The following is a 14,392-nucleotide window of genomic DNA, read 5'->3' as shown; positions in this document are numbered from 1 at the left end:
AATGAAAACGCTGAACGTCGACGCCGTAGTCATCGGCGCTGGTACGGCCGGAGCAAACGCCTTTCACATCTTGAAGGCCGCCGGCGCCAAGGTACTACTGGTCGACCGGGGCCCCTTGGGCACAACGTGTGCCCGGGTCGGGTGTATGCCCTCTAAAGCCGCACTGCACGCGGCGGCCCGCTGGTCCATAGGTCGCGACTTAGCGATTGACGCCGCTCATTTGGCCCATACCCCCGACGACATGTGGCGCGAAGCGCGCGACATGCGCGACACGCTGGCCAAAGGTGCCGCACAGCGCACCATCAAGGCCGCCGCAGAAAACCTGCTGATGGGCGAGGCGCGATTCCTTTCGCCCAACACCCTGCTGGTCGATGGTGCTCAAATCCAGGCTCGCGCGTTTGTAGTTTGCACAGGGTCACGCCCTGTTATCCCAGCGGCTTTACTCTCGCTGGGCGACCGTTTAATCACCACTGACAGCTTGTTTGAACTCGAGGCGCTACCCTCTAGGATCGGCGTACTCGGAATGGGCGCTATCGGCTTGGAGATGGGCGTGGCGCTGGCTCGTCTGGGTATAACCGTTGTCGGAGCAGACCAACGCGAAGCCGTTGGCGGCGCCGAGGATCCCTGCGTACAGGCACGCGCGCAGGCGCATTTCGGCGCGCTGTTCCCCTTATGGTTGGGTGGCGTCGTGCAGGCCGACGCTGACGGCGATAAGGTGCGACTGGTTCAAGGCGGGCGGCAGACGACTGTCGACCGACTACTCGTGGCGGCGGGACGCCAGCCCAATTTCGAAGCGCTCGACCTGCCAGCAGCAGGGATTGACCTGGACGAACACAACCGACCTCGCATCGCCCCCCGGACGCTCGAAGCCGGCCCTGAGAATATTCTCTTCGCGGGCGACGTCTATGCCGAGCGTCCGCTGATGCACGAGGCCGCCGACGAAGGCGCCGCTGCCGGCAAGGCTGCCCTAGCGCTCTTGGGCAAAGGCCCTGCCGCCACGCTGAAACGGCGCACCGCGATGTCCATCGTGTTTACGGATCCCGACTTGTGTGCAGTCGGCTTGTCATACCGACAGGCCGTTGAACGGCGAGCCATCGTGGGTGAAGCCGAGGGATCATCGAATGGCCGCTCGCGCATTCTGGCCGCACAAAACAATCTCGTGCGCATCTACGCCGACCCCAGCTCGGGCAGACTACTCGGCGCTAGCCTATTTGCCACACATGGCGAACACTTGGCGCACCAATTGGCATGGGCTGCGCACGCCGGCCAGACGATTAACGATCTATTGGCGGCGCCCTTCTATCACCCCAGCGTCGAGGAAATGCTGCAATCCGCGCTGAAGGATGCCCACCGCCAACTTCCTGAAGAAACGTGTTAAGTCAGTTTCATCGCCTTCAATCGCCTATAAAGTGTGCGCTCGCTCAATCCCAGTTCCCTGGCGAGCTCCTTGCGGGTACTCCGCTTGCTGGAAAGCCATTGTCGGAGTTCGGAGTTTCCGATGTCGGCACCGCCGTCTCCCAGTGGTTCAATCGGCAGTCCCGCGACAGCATTTCCGGTCGAAAGACCCGATGCCGGCAGAACCCCCAAGGCAGGTGGCAGATGCTCGCCACGCACGACACCATCATCGGCGAACAACCGCGCCCGCTCCAACACATTACGCAGTTCGCGGATGTTGCCCGGCCAAGAGTGCGCGCGCAGCCGCGCCATTGCGGTGGGGTCGACCACAATACGCGATACGCCGTCTGCTCCATGCTGCAGGAACGAGTCGACAAGCAGCGGGACATCGTCCAGCCGATCGCGCAAGGGCGGCAGTTGGATCGGAAACGCACTGATGCGGTAGTAGAGGTCCTGCCGGAATTGACCGTTGGCCACCATCTCTTCCAGAGGTTTGTGTGTTGCTGCGACAAGGCGGAAATCAGATTGATTGGTCTCGACACCGCCCACGCGCCGAAAGGTACCGGACTCGATCAGGCGCAGCAGTTTGACCTGCATCGCCAGCGGCACGTCACCCATCTCATCGAGAAACAAGGTGCCGCCCTTGGCCGTTTCGACGAGTCCCGGCTTGCGCGCGGTGGCCCCCGTGAAAGCACCTTTTTCATAACCAAAGAGTTCGCTCTCGAATAGGGTTTCGGTCAGCCCCGAGCACTCGACCACAACGAAAGGGCCAGTGGCACGCGGACTGGCCTCATGGACAGCGCGGGCGAAGAGTTCCTTGCCCGTACCGGACTCCCCCAGCAGCAGTACCGGCAGCATCGAAGGGGCCACCCGCTGTACCGCCGACAGCGCCATGTTGAACGCCGGCGCTTGGCCAACCAACCCCTCGCCGGAGGGCCGTGCCGAGGCGCTGCGCACAGTCGTCAAGCGCTCTACGTACGCCACGACTTCGCGCCGCGCATTCAGAATGGGCCTTAACTCCACGTCGACGTGTTCGGGGCCTCGCGGCGTGTGGTGAATGTGCAAGACCCGATCCGGGCCCTTGACCTCAAGCGCCTTTCTCATCGGGCAGTGTTCGCCCGCCTGGTCGCAGGGCACATCGTAGTGATGAGAGACCCGATAACACTTGTCGCCAAGGTAACGCTTGCCTGCAGCTCCGAACTGGCGCTGGTAGGCCGAATTGGCGGCAAGAATGTTGTAGTCCAGATCAAGCACGATCATCGGCTGCACTTCATGCTCAAGGTAGGACAACAGCGCCTGCATGGGTAGGTCGGCGTAAGTTTCGCCGCCGCCCTCGGGCGCAACGGGGAGGTCGTGATGGGCAGGCATTTCAGCATGTTAGCTAAACACCGCCATCTCCGCCACAGGCTGCCACATATATGCCACTCAACTGCCAATTTCCTGCCAAAAGCTAAGAACCTTGCACGCACTGCGATCAACAGTTTGGCAATGCCCGCACCGGGAGGCCATTTATACGTTGTGATTCATCGACTTAGAAATTTATCGCCAAACATCTTCAACTTGGCACGAATCTTGATAGATCCAACACATCACCCCTCTGCGCATTTCGTCTTTCCTGGAGACAACACATGAGAACCAACGAAGGCATGCTGGACCGCGGCTTACGCATCATTGTGGGACTCGCTCTTATCGGCATGGCCGCAACGGAAACCGTCGGGCCATGGGGCTATATCGGCGTCGTGCCACTCCTGACCGGCCTAATTGGCAATTGCCCGCTTTACACCATGCTCGGCATCAAGACCTGCCGCGTCCGCCGCTGATCCTAGATTCTGGAGTACTAGCTATGCGCTCATCTCAAACACTACAGGTCGAGGGATTTTTCGATTCCGCGACTTCCACGGTGAGCTACATCGTGCTGGACCAAGCCACGAACCGATGCGCGGTCGTCGACAGTGTCCTGGACTACGATCCCAAGTCGGGACGCACCTCGCACGATAGCGCCGACCGTTTGATCCAACGAGTGCGCGCGCTTGGCGCCACCGTGCAATGGATCCTCGAAACCCATGTGCATGCCGACCATCTCTCCGCCGCACCTTACATAATGCGTTCCCTGGGCGGTAGCGTGGGCATCGGCGAGCACATCACCACTGTGCAGAAAGTCTTCGGCGCACTGTTCAATGCGGGCAGCGATTTTGAGCGCGACGGTCGCCAATTTGGCCATTTGTTTACCGATGGTGAAACTTTCACTATAGGTAATCTGCAAGTGCGTGCGCTGCACACGCCTGGTCACACCCCGGCATGCATGACTTATGTGGTCAGTGACGGCGTCCAAAGCGCCGCGTTCGTGGGTGACACGCTTTTCATGCCGGACTACGGAACAGCCCGCTGCGACTTTCCGGGCGGCGATGCGCGCACCCTATACCGCTCCATCCACAAAGTCCTCAGCCTGCCGGCGGAAACCAGACTCTACATGTGCCACGACTACCAACCGGGCGGCCGGGACGTGCAATTCGTCAGCACCGTGGCCGAGCAACGCGAGGCCAATGTGCAGGTTCGCACTGGCGTCACCGAAGATGAATTCGTGGCCATGCGCCATGCGCGCGACGCCAAACTTGACATGCCGACGCTTATTCTGCCCTCGGTGCAGGTGAACATGCGGGCAGGCGACCTTCCCGAGCCCGAGAGCAATGGCCGGCGCTACCTGAAGATTCCGCTTAATGCTCTTTGATCGCGGCTATGCGATGCAGCGCGCATAAAGCGGCCTCCCCCTCCCCTAAAAACACACCATCTGGAGACAAACCATGGACATCCGTCCTCTTACTGACGTGCTTTCAGTTTCGGCGCAGATATCCGCCCTCGATTTGCAGAGTTTGCGAGAAGCTGGATTCAAGTCCATCATCTGCAACCGACCCGATGGCGAGGGCGCCGACCAACCCAATTTCGGCGAGATTCAACGGGCGGCAATGGCGGCAGGAATCGAGGCGCGCTATCTCCCGGCCGAATCGGGCAAAGTATCCGACGAGCAAGGTTCTACCTTCGGCGCACTGATGCAAGAGTTGCCCAAGCCAGTCCTGGCATTCTGCCGAACCGGTATGCGCTCGACCACCATGTGGGCATTGTCGCAGGCGGGGCAGATGGACTTGCCACAGATTATTGAACGGGCCTCGCGGGCGGGCTTCGATGTCAAGGGCGTGGCGCGACGGATCCTGAACGGCGGCAAGACGCCGGTGGAAGTGGCCGACGCATCATATTCCGTAATAATCGTCGGTGGAGGAGCGGCCGGCGTAGCGGTGGCCGCCAGCCTGCTCGCGCGCAGCCCCCAGTTGGACATTGCAATCATTGATCCGGCCACCGTTCATTACTACCAGCCTGGCTGGACGATGGTAGGGGCAGGAGTGTTCGAAGCAAGCACCACCGCCCGTACGATGGCCAGCGTGCTACCTCGTGGCGTCCATTGGCTGCAATCAGCCGTGGCGGCTTTTGAGCCGGAACGAAACGCAGTGATTCTGGACGGTTGCCGCGTGGTGAGATATGAGCAGCTCGTCGTGTGTCCGGGGCTCAAGCTCGACTGGCACGGCGTGGAGGGTTTGGTTGACACGCTAGGGCGCAACGGCGTTACCAGCAACTACCGCTATGACCTGGCTCCCTATACGTGGGAATTGGTGCGTGCGCTACGCAGCGGACGCGCTATCTTCAGTCAACCCGCCATGCCAATCAAATGCGCTGGAGCCCCACAGAAAGCAATGTACCTGTCGGCTGACCACTGGCGCCGGACAGGGGTACTTTCAGCGGTCGACATCCAGTTCTGCAACGCTGGCGCCGTCCTGTTCGGGGTTGCCGACTACGTCCCCGCGCTCATGGAATACGTGCAAGCCTACAACATCGCGTTGAATTTCGGCGAAAACCTGGTCGCCGTGGATGGCCCCGCGCGCAAGGCCATTTTCAGCCGATCCTTGGCTGACGGTAGCAAGGAGAGGATTGAACGGGAGTTCGACCTGTTGCATGCCGTACCACCGCAGAAGGCGCCGGATTTCGTTCGAGTTAGCCCGCTCGCCGACGCAGCGGGCTGGGTCGATGTGGATCCGGGCACGCTACGCCATAAGCAGTTCTTCAATGTCTTCGCGTTGGGTGATGTGGCCAACACCACAAATGCAAAAACTGCCGCCGCAGCGCGCAAACAAGCTCCAGTGGTCGCGCACAATCTACTTGCCCTGCGCGGCAGCGTGAAAGGGGATGCCCAATACGATGGTTACGGCTCCTGCCCGCTGACTGTGGAACGCGGCAAAATTGTTTTGGCGGAATTTACCTACGGCGGAAAGCTGGCGCCTTCTTTCCCGAAATGGCTGATTGACGGAACCCGGCCGTCAACGCTGGCTTGGCTGCTAAAAGAGCGGATTTTGCCTCCGTTGTACTGGGAAGGGATGCTCAAGGGCCGTGAGTGGCTGGCTCAGCCCGAATTGGTCGGATAGTAGAACGTCGAGGCGTTGAATCACAGGTGTCGCAGCGGATAATTTATTCGTTCCTTTGCGGATTCCGGAATGTCGATTCGATAAGATGCCCCAATACTAAGCATTGAAAGTCGCCATTCGACCCTCGGGCTTCGCAATGACCTCACGAGGCATCCAAGGGACTGCTTAACGCGAGCTCATGGCGGGCCGGGCTCGCTTGCCACGCCCTGTTATCCACGTAGAAAGAAGTCTCTGGGCCACCCACCTTTTGGCACATCCGGAGGGCTTGGTCGGCGATGGCGAATAACTCGGCGCTCCACGGCGAGCGTTTTTAGGGCAATAACCGATCTGCTCTGACCAGAGTGGATCCTGATTGACCCTGCAGGCGAACTATCGCGCACCGAGCGGGGTGCGCTCCCTCTTCCCTACGCCTCGCCAATGGCCTGGGCGCTGCTACTGGGCATTGCGCTCAAAACGCCGTCTTTTCCGGTTCAAAGTAAGCGCCTGCCGAACACACCCTTGACGGTTCAGCCTACGCAGCGGGCTGCCACCGATGCGGCAGCAGGTCGGCGATCTGATGGTTTTTTTGCATCGGCAACCGCGTGAGCACGTCCTTCAGATAGGCATACGGATCGTGGCTATTGAGCCGCGCCGACTGGATCAGGCTCATGATGGCGGCCGCACGCTGCCCGCCGCGCAGCGAGCCCGCGAACAACCAGTTCGAGCGCCCGATCGCCCAGGGCCGGATCTGGTTCTCCACCCAGTTGTTGTCGATCGGTGCATCGCCATCATCAAGATAGCGCGTGAGCGCCTCCCAGCGCTTGAGGCTGTAGTCGATGGCGCGTGCGGTACCCGAGCCATCGGGCACGCGCTGGCGCTGCGCGATCAGCCATCGATGCAAGGTCTCGGCGATCAGCTTGGCGCGGTCCTGACGTATCTGCCTGCGCTCGTCGGCAGGTAGATCCGCCACGTCTCTTTCCACTCCGTACAAGGCGCCGAACAGCTCCAGCGCCTCTTTGGCGATCTGGCTCTGGTTGCTCGCATGCAGGTCATGGAACTTGCGCCTGGCATGCGCCTTATCTGGAGTATCGTTTTATCTGGAGTAGTAGCCTTTTTGATCTTGTCGCTACATCTGCGGAGAACTGGTCATCGGACTCCACATAATTCTCGATATGATCATTGTCGCATCAAGGAGTGGTTTTGCAGATTCCGTTGCACACACGGTCGAGTCCCGAGGCATACATCGCCGGACAGGAGTGGCGCAATGCTTGTCTGCCAATTTGCCCGCTACATCCGGACGGTGGGTGTGGTCTGGTTCGGCACGGCAGCTATGCACGTGTGACGCCGCAAGGGGTTCGCGTCGCCCGTTGGTACTGCCCGCAAGGCCATCGCACATTCAGCCTGTTACCTGACTTTCTTGCAGCTAGGCTACCAGGTCTGCTTTCGGTGATTGAAGACGCTGTCGTCACTGCGGTGTCCAGTAAGAGCTTGGTGGATGCCGCCGCCGCTTTACGCAGCCTTGATGTCACTTTGCCAAGCGCACTGCGTTGGCTTCATCGTCGGGTTCGGGCGGTTCACAGTGGGCTTGATGCCGTATTTCGCTCGTTATCAATCACGCCGGTGACTTCCTGGTTCACATGTACTGAGCCACTTGCCCATATCAGCCCGGGGAACACGCTTGTTTGGCTGCGTAGCTCGCTCGCGCCGCCATTTCTGCTCAGTTTGCCGGCACCACTTGGCTTGCTGCCAGGTCAAGGTAAAGTGTGCTCGGACTCGGTCGGCCAACACAAGATGGGAACTGACGTCAGATTCGATTCGCGGTACGTTGTTGCCACCGATGCCGGACAGCAAACATGCGACACGAATCCTTCAACTCGAAGCCGACGATCATCGAGATCCGTCGAGTATGGCGTGCAGACCACTGCATACAGGACAGCACCATCGAGGTGTACCTACGATGGGTGAGGCTATTTCGCACCTATTGCACCCAACGTGGGCTTGATGAGTACACTCAGCTGACGTTGAGTGGTGCTCATCGATTTATCACTTGGTATGGACGCCAACGACAGCGGGACACCGCCCAGTTGAGTGGCGCGCGCACTGCGATTTACGCGCTGACCCGCGTGTACATGGTTTTGGATATCCCACTTCCCTCTTGGCAAACACCGGCGCGCGCTCGACGGCCAACTACGGCGCTATTGCGGGCGTACAGCGACTACCTCACGCGTCAGCGCGGCAGCCCCGAAGTGACTGTACAAAAGAGGTTGGCCCAAGTCGGTAGAGTATCAGAGTACCTCGCTGAGCACGGCAAGACTTGGCGAACGATGACACTGCGCGATATTGACGAGTTCCTGATCGATTTCTCGAACCGATACGCACGTACAACAACAGCCGATATTGCTGGTGGCATTCGGTCCTTTGCGCGCTTCCTGCTTGCCACGGGTCGCATCTCGGTTGATTTAGCCACGGCCGTAATCTCACCGGTTCAACCCAGATACGACCGTCCACGGCGGGCGTTGCCATGGGAAGACGTTCAGCACTTGCTCAGAGCAGTCGATACGTCGTCAGTCCGGGGGCTGCGCGATCACGCGTTGTTATTAATGATGAGCACATACGGACTCGGCGCTGGCGAGATCATCCGGTTGCAGCTTCAGGACATCGACTGGGATGCCAACACGATAAAGGTCGTGCGGCCGAAGACAGGCGTTGCCTTCGCCTTGCCGTTGTTGCCTGCCATTGCCAAGGCGCTCGCACGTTACCTCCAATACGGACGACCTCCACGCACGTCAACCAGACATTTGTTTGTCCAGATGAAGATGCCTTTCGGTCCCCTGACTGCCTCCTCGGCCATCCGCCACATCCTCATCAAACACGCCCGTGCGGCGGAGATCGACGCTCCTTATCTCGGCAGCCACGTCCTGCGCCATTCGAATGCCGCACGGCAGCTCGATGCGGGCACGCACCCCAGAGTCCTCTCCGATTTGCTCGGCCATCGCGATTCGGAATCAATCTCGGCATATGTTCGGATTGCCACGGAGTCACTACGTGAAGTTTCCCTGCCGGTGCCGACATGACAACCATCGTAACCGCCACCGAACTTAGTCGTGACGCGCAGAACTTCCTTCGTTTCAAGCGCGCAATGGGACTGGGCTACCGCCGTGCTGAGTTTGTTATTGACGGCTTCATTCGTTTCGTTGCGTTGCATTGGGGCGATCACGGCGAAGTCGCGCTCGATGTGGCCGTGGCGCGCTGGAGTGCACGCACTGCTGGGCGCAAGGCTGTGACAGTCGGTCTCGAGTTCGGCGTTGTTCGCCAACTCTGCCTGTATCGTCGTCGCAGTGACCCGTCGAGCTACGTGCCCGAGCATGCGCTGGCGCCGATCAAGGAATCGAACTTCCTGCCCTACATCCTCACACACGACGAAGTTCGTCAACTGCTTGACGCCGCCACTTCCCATAATGGACGTTTCATCTGGGGACCTATGTTCCGGGCCTTGATGCTGGTGCTCTATTGCACGGGTATGAGGCTGGGCGAAGCCGTGCGGCTCAGAATGACCGATATCGATCTCAAGCGTGGTACGTTGCTGATTCAGCACAGCAAGGGACGCTCTCGCATCGTGGCGATCCGTGCCGACTTGGTAAGAGAACTTCTCCACTACCTTAAAGCGCGCCAGCAATTGCTTGATAACAAGCGCCATTGCGATTCTGCGGCACTGTTCTTGCGCAAAGATGGTTCGCCGCTGACAGTCAAGTCAGCCTCGGAAGCCCTGCGACGACTACTCCGTGATCTCGGCATCAAGCCGCCCAGTGGACGTACCGGAGCGCGACCGTATGAGCTGCGTCATGCTTTCGCGGTGCACCGACTCACCGCGTGGGTGACCGAAGGTGCCGACGTACATGCGAAGTTGCCATGGTTGTCGGCATACCTGGGCCACTTGAACGTCTTGGGAACCGAGATTTATCTGAGGGCAACACCTCAATTGCTGGAGCTGGCCAGCAGTCGCTTCGAAGAACACCTGAAGCACGCACGGAGGCCGCGATGAACCATGCCGCCTCGCGCGCGCTGTTTGCGCTCGTCGAATCGTTCTTCACCGAATATCTTCCACGCCAGTGCGGCGCTAGCGTCCACACGATACGTGCCTATCGGGATACCCTGATGTTGTTGTTCGAGTTTGTCGCGCAACGTAGGCGCCGCAATATCGCCTTCATTGAACTGAGCGATCTCGACGCCGATACGGTTGGGCTCTTCCTCGACCACATTGAGACCGAACGCTCGAACTCGGCTAGCACGCGCAACTGTCGCCGTGCTGCCATTCGGAGTTTCTTCAAACATCTGGTCCGCAACGATCTGGCGCACTCGCAGCAGTACACCCGAGTGCTCGCCATTCCCTCCAAGAAGACACGCCAGCATCCTGCTGTTTACCTTGAGGCCGATGATGTGCGCGCGATTCTGGGAAAACCCGATCGGCGCACCCTCGACGGTTGGCGCGACTACACGCTCTTGCTGTTTCTTTACAACTGTGGTGCGCGCGTAAGCGAGGTTATAGGCGTTCGCTGGAACGACCTCCACCTGGCTGCGCCACGACAAGTGCGTCTGCATGGTAAAGGAAAGAAGGATCGTTTGTTGCCATTGTGGCGCGAGACCGCCGATGCATTGTATCGACTCAGCAGCATGGCGAAAACGCGTGAGCAGCAGCATGTTTTTCTCAATCGTCAAGGCCAGCCATTGACTCGTGATGGCGTCGCCTACATCCTCCACAAACATGCTTCAGCCGTTACGATGGAGCGCCCCGCCCTTGAGCATAAGACGATCACTCCACACGTGCTGCGCCATAGCTGCGCCGTCGCTCTGCTTCAGGCGGGAACCGACGTGACGGTCATCCGTGATTACCTCGGCCATGCCAGCATCGCTACCACCGGACGATACATCACGACAAATTTGCAAATGAAACGCGAAGCGATGCAGTCTTTCTGGAAGCATGCAGGGATCGAAGCCTCGAATACCAAACCATGGAAACCAAAGCCAGAGCTGCTCGCGTTCTTGCAATCTCTCTGACCAAGCTGGTTTTATGTCGGGCTATCACATCCCGCTGACTGCACCAGACTTGTATGCCGACCCAGTGAATCCAAATAAAACCACACTCTAGATAATGCGCCAGGCAGCCCAGCTCTGTGATCCCCGCAGCGAACCCCGCCTTGTAGCCGGCATAGTCGTCGGTCACCAGCTTGCCGCGCCAGTCCTCCAGGAACGTGCGGCAGTGCTCGCCCGCCCGGCTGGGCGCGAAGTCGTAGAGCACCGCGCGCAGACTGTCGTAAGACGTCGGTGTGTAAGCCCACAAGTAGGCGCGGTGCGTCTTGCCTGCGCCCGGCTTGAGCATCTGCACCGGTGTCTCGTCGGCATGCAGCACCGTTTTGCCCAGCACCTCGACCTTGAGTGCATCGACCAGTGGCTGCAACCGCAGCCCACACACGCCGACCCACTCGCCTAGCGTCGAACGCGGCAGCGCCAGGCCGGCCCGTGCAAAGATACCTTCCTGGCGGTACAGCGGAAGGTGGTCGGCGAACTTGGCCACCAGCACCTGCGCCTGGAGCCCCGCCGTCGGGATGCTCTTGTCGATGACCTGCGCGGGCACCGGCGCCTGCGTGAGCGTCTCGCACTGCTCGCACACCCACTTGCCGCGGATGTGACGCTCGACCGAGAACATGCCCGGCAGGTAGTCCAGCTTCTCGCTGACGTCCTCGCCAATGCGCTTCAAGCCGCAACCGCAGTGGCATGTCGTGGACGAAGGCTCGTGATGGATGTCGGTGCGCGGCAGTTCGGGCGGCAGCCGCATGCGGCGCGGCGCCTGCGGTTCGGCCGGCTTGGGCGAGATCGCCTGGCTCAGCGCCTCGACTTCCTCTTCGATGGCGGCCATGTCGGCATCCATTGTCTCTTCCAGGAGGCTCGCCTGAGCCGGGTTCAGTTGCTCGCTGCGCTTGCCGTACCGCCAGCGCTTGTACAGCGCCAGCTCCTGCTTGAGCTGCTCGATGTGTGTGTCTTTGAGGTGCAGAATCTGGTCGTGCTTGGCGATCTGCGCATCGTACTTCGCGAGTTGATCATCGCTTGCCGCAATCCTTGCATCACGTGCTGCGAGTTGCTCGTCGCGCACGGCCACCTCGCCCATCAGGCGTTCGGCCAACGCCCGCAGTTGCTGTGCGTCAAGGTGATCCAAAGATGCGGTACTCATGCCCGCCAGTATGCCGCAGGGCTCGCTGCGGCATACTGGCGTCTTGCCCGATTACAAGGCGCTACAGCACAGAGATGGCACCGGCCGCACCCACGTGCTAGGGCAGGCCCAGCACCAGCGCCTGCCACTGCTCACCGTCCAGCGCCATATGCGGGCCATGGATGGCCTGTGCCCACGTGAACTTGCCGCAGTTGAGCCGGCGCGCAGCCAACCACACGCCGATCCCGTCATGCACCAGCACCTTCATGCGGTTGGCCCGCCGGTTGGCGAAGCAATAGGCATGATGCGGGCGCGCCGCCCCGAACACCGCGACTACCCGCGCCAATGCCGTCTCGGTGCCCGCACGCATGTCCAGCGGCTCGGTGGCCAGCCAGATCGCATCGACACGGATCACCGCAGCCACTCACGTAGCCACGCCACGCAGGCGCCCGCCTCGCTCACCGGCCACTGCACCGTTGCTTGCACGGGACCGCGCAACAAGCGGATCTCGATATGACGACCCGCTGCGGGTACCGCCGACAACGCGACTGGCACGAACGCCGGCGTCGTGCCGTCCTGCTGCTCGGCTTGACGGATCCACTTATGCACCAGGTTCGCGTTCACGCCGTGCGCCAGCGCCACCCCGGCGACGGATATCCCCGGCTGCCTGCACTGGGCCACAATCCGAGACTTCAGCGCCTTCGGATAAGACCGGCGCTTAGGCACCTGTGCTAATTCTGTCTTCGACATAGTGTCCACCTAAAGTGGTGGACACTATCGAGGACAACGCACGCGCTCAATATGTGTTCGCCGGGCGCTTACGGTTCAAACCCGTTAGCAGTTCCGGGGCAACACGGCCACCGGGGCAACACCGCCACCCACATCACCCCTGACTGCCGGTTGCGCTGGGTTTGATACTGGGTCCGCTTAACTTTAAGTCAGAGGGCCATCGGCGCCGGTAGCGTCCGGCCAAGTCACGTTGACGCGCTTGGCAATGATTGTTCGCCCCGACGCCGTTAACTACCCAGCTTTGTAGGCGAGGCCTTACGGGAACGCTATTTGCTACCCAACCAAAACTCCGAGCGTCGGAGTGCGTTTGCGGAAGTCCTATGCCAATCATTGCAAAACTGCCACCCGGGTGAGCTCTAACACGCCACCAGAAGTCAACATGCGCATCAAAGCTCAGATGGAAGCGAGGGTAGCCACACTCGCCTCCCAGGGGCAGGAGGTGATTAACGCTCGGCTTGAAGCCCTGGACGAGGAATTGGACATCGAACGCTGCCTGGAGACAGGCGCGTCGTCCTTGCTGCTCATCGGCACGGTGCTCGGAACCACCGTGAACAAAAAATGGTTTTGGCTGCCAGGGTGGAGCGGCCTTTCTCCTGCAGCACGCGCTCCAGGGGTGGTGTCCACCGCTGCCGGTCTTTCGCAGACTTGGCGTGCGTACTTCTGAAGAAATCAACCAAGAGCGCATGGCGCTCAGGGCACTGCATGCTTCATCTTACACACGAGGCGAAAAATGACAAGACTCCTTCTATCCATCACGGTTCTGGCCTTGACAGCTTGCGGTGGCGAAAACACGGCCTCGAACGTCAAGTCTCCCGGTGCGGCAGAATCTGCGAAAACCAAGATTCTGGAGAAGGGAGCCGACATCCTTCAGAACAAGCCACCGATCGAGTCGTTGAATGCCTACCTTGATGGTTTCCATTTTTACAACGGCAACATGAAGGGCCAGATGGAAGCCCATCACTATTGCTCCATCGTCAATGAAGATGTGACCCAGTGCGTGATCTATGACGGCAACGTCAAGGACGCCAAGATCATGGGTGTCGAATATATCGTTAGCGAGAAGCTCTTCAAGAATCTTCCACCAGCGGAGAAGGCTTTGTGGCACAGCCATGTGCATGAGGTGAAGTCAGGCCGACTCACTGCCCCCGGCATTCCAGACATCGCTGAGAAGGAGTTGATGAAAAAACTGGTCAGCACCTACGGGAAGACCTGGCATACCTGGCACACCGACCTACACAAGGAACTGCCTCTAGGCGTGCCGCAAGTGATGATGGGATTCACGGCAGACGGTCAGAACGATCCGGCGATGGTTGCCGAGCGCGACAAGCGTTTCGGCATTTCCAGCGAAGACAAGAAGAAGGATCGAGCGGACATTCCAGCACCGCCAGTCGATGCCGGCGCTGACGCATGGTCGAAAGGCAATGTTGTGCAACTCCAAGACCCAACCGGAACGGAGCACGGACCTCACGGCGCGCAGTCTGACGTTGTGAAACCAACAATCTCAACGCCCGCTTCAAAGTAGTCCGCACTCGACAAACTCAATGAAATCGCTAAA

General features: G+C 59.9%; 12 protein-coding genes and 2 pseudogenes. 9 read left to right on the top strand and 5 right to left on the bottom strand.

Features of this window, described 5'->3' with window-relative positions:
- The first annotated feature begins 1 nt into the window (after position 1).
- Positions 2–1,378, top strand: coding sequence for a dihydrolipoyl dehydrogenase (locus K2W61_RS15175; protein ID WP_236755979.1), 1,377 nt, complete (start codon positions 2–4; stop codon positions 1,376–1,378).
- On the opposite strand, the gene K2W61_RS15170 is transcribed toward K2W61_RS15175, so the two are convergent.
- A complete protein-coding gene (locus K2W61_RS15170; protein ID WP_236756996.1) occupies positions 1,375–2,697 on the bottom strand; it encodes a sigma-54 interaction domain-containing protein in 1,323 nt (440 codons plus the stop codon). The genes K2W61_RS15175 and K2W61_RS15170 overlap by 4 nt on opposite strands.
- A 326-nt stretch (positions 2,698–3,023) precedes the next feature.
- Here K2W61_RS15170 and K2W61_RS15165 point away from each other — a divergent pair, with 326 nt between their 5' ends.
- From K2W61_RS15165 to K2W61_RS15155, 3 genes are all read left to right on the top strand, one after another.
- Entirely contained in the window at positions 3,024–3,215 is a 192-nt protein-coding gene (locus K2W61_RS15165; RefSeq protein ID WP_050449381.1) for a YgaP family membrane protein, read from the top strand.
- 23 nt (positions 3,216–3,238) lie between these two features.
- Positions 3,239–4,123 (top strand): MBL fold metallo-hydrolase, encoded by an 885-nt coding sequence (locus tag K2W61_RS15160; RefSeq protein WP_050449380.1) that lies wholly within the window; start codon positions 3,239–3,241, stop codon positions 4,121–4,123.
- A gap of 73 nt (positions 4,124–4,196) precedes the next feature.
- A complete protein-coding gene (locus K2W61_RS15155; protein ID WP_236755978.1) occupies positions 4,197–5,864 on the top strand; it encodes a bifunctional protein tyrosine phosphatase family protein/NAD(P)/FAD-dependent oxidoreductase in 1,668 nt (555 codons plus the stop codon).
- Positions 5,865–6,375: 511 nt separating this feature from the next.
- Here the strand turns inward: K2W61_RS15155 and tnpC (K2W61_RS15150) are convergent.
- Positions 6,376–6,918, bottom strand: a pseudogene (gene tnpC, locus K2W61_RS15150) (IS66 family transposase); the annotation flags it as partial.
- A gap of 778 nt (positions 6,919–7,696) precedes the next feature.
- Here tnpC (K2W61_RS15150) and K2W61_RS15145 point away from each other — a divergent pair.
- Genes K2W61_RS15145 through K2W61_RS15135 form a run of 3 tightly spaced genes read left to right on the top strand, consistent with a single transcriptional unit; the run spans position 7,697 to position 10,898 of the window.
- Complete coding sequence (locus K2W61_RS15145) at positions 7,697–8,917, top strand: site-specific integrase (protein WP_236755977.1); 1,221 nt, start codon at positions 7,697–7,699, stop codon at positions 8,915–8,917.
- Entirely contained in the window at positions 8,914–9,885 is a 972-nt protein-coding gene (locus tag K2W61_RS15140; RefSeq protein WP_236755976.1) for a tyrosine-type recombinase/integrase, read from the top strand. Before K2W61_RS15145 ends, K2W61_RS15140 begins: the two co-directional genes overlap by 4 nt.
- On the top strand, positions 9,882–10,898 hold the full coding sequence (locus tag K2W61_RS15135) for a site-specific integrase (RefSeq protein WP_236755975.1): 1,017 nt from the start codon (positions 9,882–9,884) through the stop codon (positions 10,896–10,898). The genes K2W61_RS15140 and K2W61_RS15135 overlap by 4 nt, the downstream gene beginning before the upstream one ends.
- Before the next feature lie 94 nt (positions 10,899–10,992).
- Here K2W61_RS15135 and tnpC (K2W61_RS15130) read toward each other — a convergent pair.
- From tnpC (K2W61_RS15130) to tnpA, 3 genes and pseudogenes are all read right to left on the bottom strand, one after another.
- Positions 10,993–12,006, bottom strand: a pseudogene (gene tnpC / locus K2W61_RS15130) (IS66 family transposase); the annotation flags it as partial.
- Positions 12,007–12,166: 160 nt separating this feature from the next.
- Positions 12,167–12,472, bottom strand: coding sequence for an IS66 family insertion sequence element accessory protein TnpB (gene tnpB / locus K2W61_RS15125; RefSeq protein WP_236755974.1), 306 nt, complete (start codon positions 12,470–12,472; stop codon positions 12,167–12,169).
- Entirely contained in the window at positions 12,460–12,798 is a 339-nt protein-coding gene (gene tnpA / locus K2W61_RS15120) for an IS66-like element accessory protein TnpA (RefSeq protein WP_236755973.1), read from the bottom strand. The genes tnpB and tnpA overlap by 13 nt, the downstream gene beginning before the upstream one ends.
- A 418-nt stretch (positions 12,799–13,216) precedes the next feature.
- On the opposite strand from tnpA, the gene K2W61_RS15115 reads away from it, so the two are divergent.
- Entirely contained in the window at positions 13,217–13,501 is a 285-nt protein-coding gene (locus K2W61_RS15115) for a hypothetical protein (protein ID WP_236755972.1), read from the top strand.
- 66 nt (positions 13,502–13,567) lie between these two features.
- Positions 13,568–14,359, top strand: a complete 792-nt coding sequence (locus K2W61_RS15110; RefSeq protein ID WP_236755971.1) for an OBAP family protein — start codon at positions 13,568–13,570, stop codon at positions 14,357–14,359.
- Positions 14,360–14,392: the final 33 nt, after the last annotated feature.

Origin of the sequence: Achromobacter pulmonis (assembly GCF_021733725.1) — a bacterium.
Taxonomy (GTDB): Bacteria; Pseudomonadota; Gammaproteobacteria; order Burkholderiales; family Burkholderiaceae_B; genus Achromobacter; species Achromobacter pulmonis.
This window is presented reverse-complemented; position numbering and strand designations above follow the sequence as displayed.

Bases quoted from the DNA above. Each gene is read 5' to 3' on its own strand.
- K2W61_RS15165 (WP_050449381.1), top strand. From the start codon at position 3,024: ATGAGAACCAACGAAGGCATGCTGGACCGCGGCTTACGCATCATTGTG.
- K2W61_RS15110 (WP_236755971.1), top strand. From the start codon at position 13,568: ATGACAAGACTCCTTCTATCCATCACGGTTCTGGCCTTGACAGCTTGC.
- K2W61_RS15170 (WP_236756996.1), bottom strand. From the start codon at position 2,697: ATGCAGGCGCTGTTGTCCTACCTTGAGCATGAAGTGCAGCCGATGATC.
- tnpA (WP_236755973.1), bottom strand. From the start codon at position 12,798: ATGTCGAAGACAGAATTAGCACAGGTGCCTAAGCGCCGGTCTTATCCG.
- K2W61_RS15140 (WP_236755976.1), top strand. From the start codon at position 8,914: ATGACAACCATCGTAACCGCCACCGAACTTAGTCGTGACGCGCAGAAC.
- K2W61_RS15135 (WP_236755975.1), top strand. From the start codon at position 9,882: ATGAACCATGCCGCCTCGCGCGCGCTGTTTGCGCTCGTCGAATCGTTC.
- K2W61_RS15160 (WP_050449380.1), top strand. From the start codon at position 3,239: ATGCGCTCATCTCAAACACTACAGGTCGAGGGATTTTTCGATTCCGCG.
- K2W61_RS15155 (WP_236755978.1), top strand. From the start codon at position 4,197: ATGGACATCCGTCCTCTTACTGACGTGCTTTCAGTTTCGGCGCAGATA.
- K2W61_RS15175 (WP_236755979.1), top strand. From the start codon at position 2: ATGAAAACGCTGAACGTCGACGCCGTAGTCATCGGCGCTGGTACGGCC.
- K2W61_RS15115 (WP_236755972.1), top strand. From the start codon at position 13,217: ATGCGCATCAAAGCTCAGATGGAAGCGAGGGTAGCCACACTCGCCTCC.
- K2W61_RS15145 (WP_236755977.1), top strand. From the start codon at position 7,697: ATGCGACACGAATCCTTCAACTCGAAGCCGACGATCATCGAGATCCGT.